The 13,167-nt window shown below is 53.0% G+C and carries 9 protein-coding genes and 1 pseudogene; 3 read left to right on the top strand and 7 right to left on the bottom strand.

Features of this window, described 5'->3' with window-relative positions; genetic code table 11:
- Nucleotides 1-71: 71 nt before the first annotated feature.
- A complete protein-coding gene (locus JM656_RS11600; RefSeq protein WP_203357928.1) occupies nt 72-1,244 on the bottom strand; it encodes a MalY/PatB family protein in 1,173 nt (390 codons plus the stop codon).
- 10 nt (nt 1,245-1,254) lie between these two features.
- Complete coding sequence (gene malX, locus JM656_RS11595; protein ID WP_203357927.1) at nt 1,255-2,847, bottom strand: maltose/glucose-specific PTS transporter subunit IIBC; 1,593 nt, start codon at nt 2,845-2,847, stop codon at nt 1,255-1,257.
- A 200-nt stretch (nt 2,848-3,047) separates the two neighbouring features.
- Between malX and JM656_RS11590 the strand changes: the two genes are divergently transcribed.
- The gene (locus JM656_RS11590; protein ID WP_203357926.1) at nt 3,048-4,076 is read left to right on the top strand and encodes a Mal regulon transcriptional regulator MalI; all 1,029 of its coding nucleotides are present in this window, start codon (nt 3,048-3,050) and stop codon (nt 4,074-4,076) included.
- 83 nt (nt 4,077-4,159) lie between these two features.
- On the opposite strand, the gene JM656_RS11585 is transcribed toward JM656_RS11590, so the two are convergent.
- Both JM656_RS11585 and manA read right to left on the bottom strand, forming a co-directional pair.
- Nucleotides 4,160-5,668: a YdgA family protein gene (locus JM656_RS11585; protein WP_203357925.1), complete on the bottom strand. Its 1,509-nt coding sequence runs from the start codon at nt 5,666-5,668 to the stop codon at nt 4,160-4,162.
- 101 nt (nt 5,669-5,769) lie between these two features.
- Nucleotides 5,770-6,945: a mannose-6-phosphate isomerase gene (gene manA / locus JM656_RS11580; protein WP_203357924.1), complete on the bottom strand. Its 1,176-nt coding sequence runs from the start codon at nt 6,943-6,945 to the stop codon at nt 5,770-5,772.
- Nucleotides 6,946-7,143: 198 nt separating this feature from the next.
- Between manA and fumB the strand changes: the two genes are divergently transcribed.
- The gene (gene fumB, locus JM656_RS11575; protein WP_203357923.1) at nt 7,144-8,790 is read left to right on the top strand and encodes a class I fumarate hydratase; all 1,647 of its coding nucleotides are present in this window, start codon (nt 7,144-7,146) and stop codon (nt 8,788-8,790) included.
- A 143-nt stretch (nt 8,791-8,933) separates the two neighbouring features.
- Entirely contained in the window at nt 8,934-10,337 is a 1,404-nt protein-coding gene (fumC, locus tag JM656_RS11570; protein ID WP_203357922.1) for a class II fumarate hydratase, read from the top strand.
- Here the strand turns inward: fumC and tus are convergent.
- The 3 genes and pseudogenes from tus to JM656_RS22310 form a co-directional block, all read right to left on the bottom strand.
- Nucleotides 10,334-11,263: a DNA replication terminus site-binding protein gene (gene tus / locus JM656_RS11565; protein WP_203357921.1), complete on the bottom strand. Its 930-nt coding sequence runs from the start codon at nt 11,261-11,263 to the stop codon at nt 10,334-10,336. The two genes, fumC and tus, sit on opposite strands and share 4 nt — an antisense overlap.
- 68 nt (nt 11,264-11,331) lie before the next feature.
- Nucleotides 11,332-12,639, bottom strand: coding sequence for a two-component system sensor histidine kinase RstB (gene rstB / locus JM656_RS11560; protein ID WP_203357920.1), 1,308 nt, complete (start codon nt 12,637-12,639; stop codon nt 11,332-11,334).
- 29 nt (nt 12,640-12,668) lie between these two features.
- A pseudogene (locus JM656_RS22310) lies at nt 12,669-13,063 on the bottom strand (hypothetical protein); the annotation flags it as partial.
- Nucleotides 13,064-13,167: the final 104 nt, after the last annotated feature.

Here is a 13,167-nt window from a genome sequence, read left to right as displayed (position 1 = left end):
TCGCTATTATAAAAACAAACGGGGGGTAAAATCTATGTTGCGCAATGATTAATTTCATTGCGCAACCAGAGTTAGCGTACGGCCCGGATAGCGTTGATTAAACCGGTAACGCCTTTTTCAAGTTTCGCGCGGGGACAACCGGCATTCAGTCGCACAAATCCCCGGCCTTCCTGACCGTAAGTATAGCCGGGCATAATGGCGACTTTTTCCTGATAAATCAGCGCATCCTGTAATACCTTATCATCAATGTTTAACGGACGAAGATCGATCCACGCCAGATAGGTGGATTGTGGCGCCTGCCAGTTCAGCTCCGGAAATGCAGTATTCAGTGACTGCGCGATAAAGTCCAGATTATCTCTCAGGTAGCCGCGTAGCGCATCCAGCCACTCCGCGCCGTCCTGATAGGCGGCAATGTGCGCGGTGAGCGCCAGCACTGCCGGTGAAGACAAACCATCGCGACCTTTCAGGGCGCTCAGGTAGCGTTCCCGACTGCTTTCATCTTCGATAAGCCCGTATGCCCCGGTTAATGCCGGGATATTGAAACTCTTGGATCCGGAGGTCAGCAGCGCCCAGTGACCGCGCGCCACGTTGCTCCAGGGGATGTGAGGTTGCTCTCCCCAAACCATATCCATATGAATCTCATCAGAAATAACCCGGACGCCGTGACGATGACAAAGTTCAGCCATGGTCTCCAGTTCATCACGAGTCCAGACTTTGCCGGTGGGATTCTGTGGACTGCATAGCAGCAGGATCTTGCACTCAGGGCGAGCGAGTACGGCCTCGAGCTTTGTCATGTCGCAGAACCAGTCGTTTCCACGTTTTTCCAGTGCAACGGGCAGAACAGTGCGTTGGTTCCCCTCAATGGCTTTATAAAAGGCATCATAAGCCGGGGTATGGATGACCACGCCTTCGCCCACATTGGACCATTGGCGGATCAACTCAGACACCATATAGATAACGGAGGGACCGTACACCACCGATTGAGGGTCAATCGGGGTGTGGTGACGCGTCAAAAACCAGTGGCTGATGGCGCCTAAAAATTCCTCGTTTTTCCAACGACTGTACCCCAGAACACCGTGCGTCAGGCGCTGATTCAGCGCCTCAAGAATGCAGGGGGCAGTGGCGAAATCCATATCCGAGATGGTAAATGGCAGCAGATCGGCGCAACCAAAACGGTCGGCGACATAATCCCACTGCGTACACCAGGTTCCGTGCCTGTCGACAACCTTCGAAAAATCGAACATATCGCTATCCTTATGCCTGAACGGTGTTCATCAGACTGGCCATTTCGTCTTTCACAGACTGTACCTGCGGGCCAATGACCACCTGTAAATTGTGCTGGTTCAGCTGTACCACGCCGATGGCACGATTGTCTTTCAGCGCCTGCACATTCACCAGCGACATGTCCTTAACCGACAAACGTAAGCGTGTAATGCAGTTATCCAGGTTGACGATATTGTCGCTGCCACCCAGCGCAGCGAGGATGGCCGGAACGTTATAGCCGGATTTTCCTGGCGCACCAGCCACCACTTTCTCAATATTGCTGGCAATTTCCGTATCGCGACCCGGCGTCTTCAGATTAAAGCGGGTAATGGCGAAGCGGAAAATCACGTAGTAGACCGCAAACCAGACGGCGGCCACCACCGGCACCAGATACCACTTCGTCGAGAGGCCATGCAGAATACCGAATACCACAAAGTCGATGATGTTGCCGTCAGTGTTACCGATAGTGACGCCCAAAATCGCCATGACGGTGAAGCCAAGGCCAGTCAGCAGGGCATGAATCACATACAACACGGGAGCGACAAACAGGAACAGGAATTCCAGCGGTTCTGTCGTTCCGCCGACAACACAGGCGATCAGACCGGAAATCAGCAGCCCTTTAATTTTGTGACGATTTTCTGGGCGGGCGCAGTGATACATGGCCAGTGCCGCGCCCGGCAGACCGCCGAGGAAAGCCGGCATTTTCCCCTGAGACAGGAAGCGGGTAGCGCTTTCAGAGAAACCGTGGGTGGTCGGGCAGCTCAGCTGTGCCTGGAAAATGGTCAATGCGCCACTGACGCTATGACCGCAAACGTCCTGCGTGCCGCCCGCTTCGGTGAAGCGAATCAAGGCCACCAGAATATGGTGCAGACCAAACGGCAGCAACAGGCGTTCACCGGTACCAAAAATCATCGGACCGAAATCACCGGCACTGTTAATGATGTGTCCCAGTCCGCTGATACCCATCGCGAAGACAGGCCATACCAGCGGGATAACCAGGCCGACAAGTCCCATCACTACGGAAGAGATGATCGGTACGAAACGGGTGCCGCCAAAGAAGGCCAGCGCGTCCGGCAGACGGATGTTATGAAAACGCTCATGCAGCATCCAGACGATAATCCCTGCGATAACCGCGCCGAGGATCCCGGTGTCGATCGACTGGATCCCCAGAATATTCTGTACGTTGTTGGCTTTCAGAATCGCGGCGTCGGTGGTCGGAAGGATCCCTTTCGCGGTTAACCAGAAGTTCACGGCAAGGTTCATCACGGCATAGCCGACGAATCCCGCAAAGGCGGCAACGCCTTTGTTTTCACGCGCCAGTCCGAGCGGGATGGCGATACAGAACATCACCGGCAGGAAACTGAACGCAAAGGAGCCGACTTTACTCATCCAGGTAAACAGGGCCTGTAGCACAGGATTCCCCAACGCCGGGATCAGCGTGATAACGTCATGGCTGCTCAGCGAGCTACCGATGCCCAGCATGATCCCGCAGAAAGAGAGCAGGGCCACGGGCAACATAAACGTTTTCCCCAGCTGCTGAAAAAACTCCCATAAGGTTATTTTTGGCGTTGTTCTCGTCGTCATCTAACGATTCCTTGTGAAAAGAAGGCTCTGTTTTAGGTTTGTGGGACGAGAAGATAAAACGTTTTACCTAATTTTAGTGCGGCATAAATCACATTACCGAATGATAATAAAGCGTATAAATATAAGTAATTGATAAAACGTTTTATCTCTATCCGGTCAAGGCACGGGTAGGTCACGTTTTCGGGGAGTTTTCAGTTTTCATGGCCATAGCCAAAAAAATTACTATCCATGATGTTGCGTTGGCTGCGGGTGTCTCTGTCAGTACCGTTTCATTAGTACTTAGCGGTAAAGGCCGCATTTCGTCGGCCACCGGCGAACGGGTGAATGCGGCGATTGAACAGCTCGGGTTTGTTCGCAATCGTCAGGCTTCGGCGCTGCGCGGCGGGCAGAGTGGCGTCATTGGATTGATTGTGCGTGACCTGTCGGCCTCTTTTTATGCAGAACTGACCGCCGGGCTGACGGAAGCGCTGGAGTCGCAGGGGCGGATGGTTTTTCTCCTTCACGGCGGCCAGGACGGCGAACAACTAACGCAACGCTTTTCTATGTTGCTCAATCAGGGCGTCGATGGTGTGGTGATTGCCGGTGCGGCAGGCAGCAGCGATACCTTGCGACAACTGGCAGAGGAAAAAGGGATCCCGGTGGTGTTTGCTTCACGTGCCAGTTACCTTGATGAAGTGGATACGGTCCGCCCGGATAACATGCAGGCGGCGCAGTTGCTGACCGAGCATCTCATTCGCCACGGACATCAACGCATTGCATGGCTCGGGGGGCAAAGTTCATCGCTGACCCGGGCTGAGCGCGTTGGCGGCTATTGCGCAACCCTCCTGAAATTCGGTTTGCCGTTTCACAGCGACTGGGTACTGGAATGTGTTTCCAGCCAGAAGCAGGCAGCCGAAGCAATCACCGCATTACTGCGACACAACCCGACCATTAGCGCGGTGGTCTGCTACAACGAAACTATCGCGATGGGCGCGTGGTTTGGGTTGATGCGGGCAGGTCGTCAAAGTGGCGAAAGCGGCGTGGATCGCTATTTTGATCAGCAAATTTCGTTGGCGGCGTTTGCCGATGTTGCGGAACATGCGCTGGATGATTTGCCCATTGTCTGGGCCAGTACCCCCGCCCGTGAGATAGGGTATACCCTGGCGGAACGCATCCTGCAGAAGATCGGTCACGAAGAGAGCGTGTCGCGTAGCCAGACCATTTCGGCCCGACTTATCACTCAGAAGTAACGTTCTGGCGCAACGGCTGAACCCATCGCGAAGGGAATTGCCCGATGAGCGTAATGTCATCGGGCAGACTGCGTGTTGAAAAATTACGGCTGAGGTACGGCAGGCGCTTGTGGAACAGGGAGCGTCGGCATGCCAAACATCCCCACGAACTCATCTAACGGCATTTTTTGCCCGTTAAGTGTTACCTGACCGTTCGCGTACTGCAGGCTGGTGGCAATGGCATTATCCTGCATCGTCGTGATACGGAACATTTGTCCCATCGCAGCGAGACCTTTTACCTGTTGATTCGCCATACTGGCTGCTTCTTCCGGTTGATAACCTTCAAGCTTCGCGACCTGCGTCATGAACTCAACGGCCATATCCACCGGGATCGTCAGCTTACCCTCGAGGGATTTAACCGAGCGGTCCAGCTCCTGCGACAGGGATTGCGGCTCAACGGTTGAGGTTGTCGGATCTTTCAGGAAAAGAGATAAATTAAGTGCTGTTTCACCTTTGGCATTTTTCCAGCTCAATGGCGCAACAGTGATCACCGGTTCGCCTTTCAACAGCAGCGGCAGGGCGGTGAAAAACGCTTCAGTCACTTTTTCCTGATAAAGGTCAGGATCTTGCACCACGTCCGGCTGTGCCATCAGCGCTTGTGTTTGCGCGTTATACTGCTTACTAAACTGATGCCAGGCTTCAGCATTAATCTGGCCCGCTTTCAAGGTTAGTTGACCGCTACCCAAATCCTGCCCCTGAACTTTAAGACTCTTAAGCGCGTAATCCAGTTGGCTGTTGATGGTTTTGCCATCAGGCGTCAGTTCGGATTTCCCGCTGATGTTCATCCCTTCCAGTACCGACATCTCTTTGCCTTCGACTGAGATTGCCAGTTTTTCTACCGACAGCTGCTGGTTACCTATGCGCCCGCCAAAACTGGCGACGCTACTGGCACCGTCGGTTTTCAGGTTATTAAAGGTGATTTGTACTTTCTGGTTATATTCATTGACGGCATCAACCAGTCCGCTTTGCGCTTCACCCGTCAGAGAAAGGATGCTCCCGTCTTTGTCTGCATCGAGCTGGAAATCACCCCCGCTGAATGCCACTTTCTCGCCTTCATTTTCGTAGCTCAATGGCTTGATGGCGATATTGGAGCGCGTGTCGCCGCTGTAGGCGATACGGGAGTTAATTTCGAACGGTGACTCACCTTTGGCAAAATCAAACAACGGCTTACTAAACGCATTGTTCACCAGGGTGGTTTTGACTGACGCCATTGAAGGGACAAGATTCAGCGTCTTCAACTGGGCGAACGGGAAGGGACCGTGATCTACCGCTTCATTCACCACCAGACTTTGGTCTGGTTTCATCCATGGACTTTCTTTACCTGCGATGGGTTTTACCACCAACTGCAACTGGCTGCTAAATACGCCGCGCTGGTAGTTCTGATAACTGAGTTCTATGTTCGCTTCCGGTGAATTCAGTTTAAGTTGGGTATTAGCCTCAGAAATCATCTCGGAAAGATGCGTTTCCAGTTTCTTCCCTGTGTACCAGGCGCCACCCGTCCAGACGATGCCAAGTGCAACGATGACTCCCGCAGCTACCAGCGATTTTTTCATATCGATTATCCATAAAATGAAACCAGGCGGGAGAATCCGCCTGGATAAGTTATAAGCCACTTACTAGCTTAGCAAGAGTTGTTAAAAAATTCAGTATGTTGCTAAAGCTTGTTATAAACCCTGGCTAATCGGCCCACGCCGCTGGCAGAAACCGGAGACTCTTGTGCGCCAATAAATGCCGATTCTCCTGGCTTAAGGACCAACCGCTCTTCGCCTTTGCTCAGTACCGCTTCACCTTCAACGCAGAACAGAATGGCCGCGCTTTGCTGGGCGATAGCCGTTTCCTGCGCCGACAGGTCATGCAGGGAAAACGCAAAATCATCCACCGGGATAGGGAAGTCCAGCTCCGCACCGTTTTTGACCGGGGTGGTCAGCAGTTGCGACGCGGGTTTTGCCACAAACTGAACGTTGGCGACAAGTTCCGGGATATCAATGTATTTTGGCGTTAATCCGGCACGCAGCACGTTGTCGGAGTTCGCCATGACTTCTAACGCCACGCCCTGCAGGTACGCATGCGGCGTTTCGGCAAACAGGAACATGGCCTCGCCAGGATTCAGTTTGACCACATTCAGCAGCAGCGGTGAAAAGAGGCCACTGTCATCCGGGTAGAACTCAGAAATAACACGGATAGTCTGCCACGGTTCGCCTTGTTGACTGTTCAGTGCAGCTTTTAACACCGCCAGCGCGCGGGATTTCTCTTCACCCTTCATATTGAGCAGGCTGGCAAAGAGTTGACTCAGACGTTCCGCGTTGGGGGCTTGCAGGAAGTGCGCAATGGCCGGGTGTGCGCCGGAAACCGGCTGTAGCAGAGAAACAATCTCGGAAAACTCGCGAAACGCATTCATCGCCAAAAATGGTGTCAGGGCGAAAACCAGCTCAGGTTTGTGGTTCGGATCTTTATAGTTGCGTTCTGCGGCATCCATCGGGATACCCGCTGCATTCTCTTTCGCAAATCCGATTTCAGAATTGTGTTTGTTGGGGTGTACCTGAATGGAGAGCGGTTGCGCAGCGCACAGCACTTTAAACAGGAACGGCAGCTCACCAAAACGGTTAGCGACCGCATCGCCAAGCAGCGCAGATTTGTTACTGTCGATCACGTCGCGCAATGAGACGGTCTGACCGTGAGCATCCTGAACTTTTGAGCTGCTTTTCGGGTGCGCCCCCATCCAGAGTTCAGCCATCGGCTGCTGAGACGGATTGGCGATCCCATAGAGTTCTGTTAACGCAGTTTTACTTCCCCAGGCATAGTTTTGCACTGAGTTGATGAGTTTTTGCATTATCAAGCCTTGTTTCAATGTGGAAATTAATGCGTGTATTAAAGCAAGAAACCCAGTGGAAGTAACCTCTGCACGTAAAAAGTCGTCCTTGTCTCAGTTTTTGTTAAAAAAATGTGTAGGATAGGTGAATTGCTTTTTAGCAGGGCTTTGGAAAATCTGCCCAGAGTATAAACAGACCGAGCTGTAAGTGAGAGTACAATGTCAAACAAACCCTTCCATTATCAGGATCCTTTTCCCCTCCAAAAGGATGACACCGAATATTATCTACTGACCAGTGAGCATGTTTCCGTTGCCGAGTTTGCCGGGCAGGAAGTGCTCAAGGTTGACCCGGAAGCCTTAACCCTCGTTGCCCGACAGGCATTCCATGATGCCTCTTTTATGCTGCGTCCTGCGCACCAGCAACAGGTGGCCGATATTCTGCATGACCCGGATGCCAGCGAAAACGATAAGTATGTCGCACTGCAATTCTTGCGTAACTCCGACATCGCTGCGAAAGGTATCTTGCCAACCTGCCAGGATACCGGCACGGCGATTATCGTTGGTAAAAAAGGTCAACGTGTCTGGACTGGCGGTGGTGATGAAGCCGCGCTTGCCCGCGGTGTCTATAACACCTACATCGAAGACAACCTGCGCTATTCGCAAAACGCCGCGCTGGATATGTACAAAGAGGTCAATACCGGCACCAACCTGCCTGCGCAGATTGATCTCTACAGCGTCGATGGCGACGAATATAAATTCCTGTGTATCGCCAAAGGCGGCGGGTCGGCGAACAAAACCTATCTGTATCAGGAAACCAAAGCGCTGTTATCACCCGGAAAATTGAAAAATTATCTGGTCGATAAGATGCGCACGCTGGGGACGGCGGCTTGCCCTCCGTACCACATCGCCTTTGTGATTGGCGGCACCTCGGCGGAAGCGACGCTGAAGACCGTCAAACTGGCGTCGGCAAAATACTATGACGAACTGCCAACCGAAGGGAACGAGCACGGCCAGGCGTTTCGTGATGTCGAACTGGAAAAAGAGCTGCTGATTGAAGCGCAAAATCTTGGACTGGGCGCCCAGTTTGGCGGGAAGTATTTTGCACACGACATCCGGGTGATTCGTCTGCCGCGTCACGGCGCGTCATGTCCGGTGGGAATGGGCGTCTCCTGTTCTGCGGACCGCAATATCAAGGCGAAGATCAACCGTAAAGGTATCTGGGTAGAGAAACTCGAGCACAACCCGGGGAAATACATCCCGGAAGCGTTACGTCAGGCCGGTGAAGGTGAGGCGGTTCGGATCGACCTTAATCGCCCGATGAAAGCGATCCTTGAGCAACTGTCTCAGTATCCGGTGTCGACGCGTTTGTCGCTGAACGGCACCATTATTGTGGGGCGCGATATTGCTCACGCGAAGTTGAAAGAGCGTCTGGATAACGGTGAAGGTTTGCCACAGTACGTGAAAGACCATCCTATCTACTACGCAGGCCCGGCGAAAACACCTGAAGGGTATGCCTCTGGTTCGCTTGGCCCAACCACAGCAGGACGTATGGATTCCTATGTGGATCAGCTCCAGTCGGCTGGTGGCAGTATGATCATGCTGGCGAAAGGTAACCGCAGCCAACAGGTTACCGATGCCTGTCATAAGCACGGTGGTTTCTATCTTGGCAGCATTGGCGGTCCGGCGGCGGTACTGGCTCAGGGCAGTATCAAGAGTCTGGAGTGTGTGGAATATCCTGAACTGGGGATGGAAGCTATCTGGAAAATTGAAGTCGAAGATTTCCCGGCCTTTATTCTTGTCGATGATAAGGGCAACGATTTCTTCCAACAGATTCAGACGTCGCAGTGCGCACGCTGCGTTAAGTAACGTCAGCCGCCCTTCGGGGCGGTTTTTTTTACCGCACAAACCACCAAATGGCGGTACTGATTTCGTTGATACTTATTAAGACCGCAAGCAAGTGGGCCATGTCGAAACATAACCTAATCAAATGATTGTATAAGGAGCAGGTCATGGTAACGGTACGCCGCGAGAAAGATTCGATGGGCGCGATTGATGTCCCGGCAGATAAGCTGTGGGGCGCGCAAACCCAGCGTTCGCTGGAGCATTTTCGTATTTCTACGGAGAAAATGCCCGTCTCACTGATCCACGCGCTGGCGCTGACCAAGCGCGCAGCGGCAAAGGTCAACGAAGATTTAGGCTTACTGTCGGCAGATAAAGCCTCTGCTATCAGGCAGGCGGCAGATGAAGTGCTGGCTGACAAACATACTGATGAGTTCCCACTGGCTATCTGGCAGACCGGGTCGGGAACCCAGAGCAATATGAACATGAACGAGGTGCTGGCAAACCGCGCCAGCGAACTGCTGGGCGGCGTTCGCGGCATGGAACGCAAAGTGCATCCGAATGATGACGTCAATAAGAGCCAGAGTTCAAACGATGTCTTCCCGACGGCGATGCATGTCGCTGCGCTGCTGGCGCTGCGCAATCAGTTGATCCCACAGTTGAAGGTGTTGACCAAAACGCTCACCGAAAAATCCCACGCCTTTGCGGATATTGTCAAAATTGGTCGTACACACCTGCAGGATGCGACACCGCTGACGCTCGGCCAGGAGATCTCGGGGTGGGTGGCGATGCTGGAACACAATCTCAACCATATTGAGCATAGTTTGCCGCACGTCGCGGAACTGGCGCTGGGCGGAACGGCCGTCGGAACCGGGTTGAATACCCATCCGGAGTATGCCCGCCGGGTGGCGGATGAACTGGCGGTAAGTAGCGGCGCGCCCTTTGTTACTGCGCCGAACAAATTTGAAGCGCTGGCGACCTGTGATGCGCTGGTCCATGCGCACGGTGCGTTAAAGGGGCTGGCGGCGTCGTTGATGAAAATTGCCAACGATGTACGTTGGCTGGCGTCAGGCCCACGCTGTGGGATTGGCGAGATTGAAATTCCAGAAAATGAACCTGGAAGCTCGATAATGCCGGGTAAAGTGAACCCGACCCAGTGTGAAGCGCTGACTATGCTGTGTTGCCAGGTGATGGGCAATGATGTAGCAGTGAATATGGGCGGGGCATCAGGGAATTTTGAGCTTAACGTCTATCGTCCGATGGTGATTCATAACTTCCTGCAATCTGTTCGTTTGCTGGCAGACGGTATGGAGAGTTTTAACGCGCATTGTGCCGTGGGGATTGAGCCGAATCGTGAGCGCATCAACCAGTTACTCAACGAATCGCTGATGCTGGTGACGGCGCTCAATACGCATATCGGCTATGACAAAGCCGCAGAAATCGCCAAAAAAGCGCATAAAGAAGGGCTGACCTTGAAAGCGTCAGCCCTGGCGTTAGGCTACCTTACAGAAGCGGAGTTCGACAGCTGGGTTCGCCCGGAATTGATGGTCGGCAGTATGAAACCGGGCCATTAATCCGCCACATACAGGTGCAGCCGTGGGATGATCAATCGTAACGGCTGTGCCTGGGGTTTAAAACGGTGCTGAATATTTTCAGCATCGTAGTTTAACAATTCACCAATATCCGGTACGCCAGCGCCGTTATCCGTATTAATCAACGCGATAAGCGGTGTCGGGCAGGCGTGCTGAACCTGTTTCTGTTGCCCTTTGTACCAGACTCTGGCGATAGGTTGCACTTTCACCGGCCGCTTAATCTTCAGTCTGGCGTGTTGCTCCAGGGCAGCGATATCCTGATATTCGCGCTCCAGTTTGGTCTGCCACTCTTCGCGGGTCCATGGGTAAACGCTACGCGGCGAACTGAGACTCTTCTCCAGCTGCGCCAGAACATCATCGCGGCGCAAATTCTTGATAATATGTTTGTTTGCCCAGCCAAATCGCAGAGTGGCCGGATCCCGAATAACCGTCAGTGTACGGTAAGCATTCAGCGTAATAAGCCCTGGTAAATGCCGGTGTACCCATTCGAAACGCGCATTGGGCGCAAGGGCGGATTCGACCGTCACAAGATGCTCAAACGTGGTTTTTAACTGGTTGATGCGTTGTATCCTATTTTCGAGCATCGCCTGCGTGGCATGATCAACCTGATAGCAAAGCACCCCCGGAAGACGTACTGCGGCTTTGCTGCTGCGGTTTTCAGACTGTTGCTGGATAAACAGGTGACGGTAATGGCGCAAAGCCAGCGCTTCGGCTTCTTTTCCCAGATGCTGTTTAACGTCGATGGTTTCCAGCGGCGAATGTTCGGCCTCTTTTGTCACTTCAGGCAGGGAAAAGACACGCGCAATCAGCAAGGTATGCTGCTCAAGCTTTTCCGTCAGGTCTGCCAGTTCTTGCTCTATCTGGCGAAAGGTACCATTCAGGCGTTCAACGAGATCGTAACGGGCCATATGTTCACCATTTTAGTTACAACATACTTATTGTATACCACAACATTCCACGCCTGACCACCGTGCGGTTAAGGTCTTACAGGGGGGAAATCGGCGATGTCGTGCCAGACTGGCCAGTTGAAACTGAACTGTGCGCCGCCCAACGTGCTTTCGCTACAGCTTACCGTTCCCCCCATTGCCAGCGCGATTGAGCGAACAATCGCTAATCCGAGTCCGCAACCGCCCGTGGCGCGATCCCGGCTGGGATCGAGGCGTACAAACGGCTCAAAGATGCGTTCACGCGCATCGGGTGCGATACCCGGGCCATCATCCTCAACAAGCAGGGTGGCCTGGTTGCCCGCTAACAGCAGACTGACATGCACGGTGGAATGACAGTAGCGCAAAGCATTGTTAAGCAGGTTATCCAGTACGCGCTCCATCAGTCGCATATCCAGCGCGCCGTAATCGCCTGATACCAGGTTACTCAGATGTACTTTGCGTTCAGGATTGACGCTTTGCACATCGTCAAGATGGGCAATCAGCCAGGCGGGGAGGTTGGGGACCGTGAGCTGTAATTCATTTTGCGGCCGGTCGAGGCGAGCATAGGTCAGTAATTCTTCAATCAATGCTTCCAGTTGACCAATATCGCGATTCAGCGCCAGCGACTCTTGCTCGCTCAGGTTGTCGCTCATCTCCAGGCGATAGCGCAAACGTACAAGCGGAGTGCGGAGCTCGTGGGCAATGCCATCGATAAGCTGTTTCTTGCTGGCAATAAGGGCGTTGATGTTATCCGCCATTTGGTTAAAGGCGATCCCGAGGCGTTCGAAGCTGGAACCATTGTCAAAATGGAGCCGCTCGGTGAGATGTCCCTCGCCGAAGCGTTGCGCTGCGGATTCCAGCCTTAACATCTCCTGCCAGTGTGGCCGCATCCAGATAAAAACCGGAAAGGCGAGGGAGATAGCGATAAAGGCCATCAACGCCATATCCAGCAAACGCATCTGATGCAGAAAATAGAGATACGGCACCGGCCCCACGGCCAGCACGTAGTGGCTGCGCGGAATACGCTGAATAAACGTGTATTGATCGTCAAGCGCGACGATGTCGCCTTCCCGCAGTCGCTGCGTCGTGACGCTATCCAGTTTGTATTTATTCAGCGGTTCGACACGCAGATCGAACGAGAGATTGAGGTCCATCTCTTTAAGGGTTTTTCCCCAATCGCTGGGGGGGATTTCGCGCAGTTCGCTGCGCATAAGGTACAGCGAACTTTTCATCAAATCGTCGAGCGATTGCCTGCCCGCACGCTCGGCAGTGAATTTATAAACTAAACCAACCAGCAAGGTCATGACCAGAAAGCAGACAAACAGCAACAGATAAAACTGCACAAACAGCTTCTTCATGATAATTTACCGGAAGTTCAATACGTTAGCTAGTGCGCCTTGACCCCTGGGGGCATGTGGGGGCATGTGGAGGCATGACTGTATCCACTGATACGCTGGTTCAGAAATTCAATCTGATCACCGTCAAGCGCGCTTATCCAGGCAGAGTACACTGTATAAACCAGCTGTGCGTTTTCATGTCCCATTTGTGTTGCTATAAAAGCAGGGTTTGCACCGGCTGACAACATCCAACATCCAACATCCAACATCCAACATCCAACATGCAAACGTATGACATGTCTGATACGGACGGCGACGTCGTATGTTCGCCCTACGAACGGCAACGTTCCAGATCGAATTAATGGAACTCACAGAATAACGTGCAATTTGCTTACCCGCAGTGCCGCGGGATAAAAACAAAATGCAGATTCTGGGTTTCACTCTTCCAAATTCTCTATTCCCGCTCCTCGCTCATAACTGATGTCATGCTCCTGGCCTGTCTGCTAAGTGCCAGGAGCGGGCGTTGCCTTTGGGGCTGCCGGGAAAACA

This window comes from Citrobacter sp. R56 (genome assembly GCF_016811995.1).
Taxonomy (GTDB): domain Bacteria; phylum Pseudomonadota; class Gammaproteobacteria; order Enterobacterales; family Enterobacteriaceae; genus Citrobacter_D; species Citrobacter_D enshiensis.
This window is presented reverse-complemented; position numbering and strand designations above follow the sequence as displayed.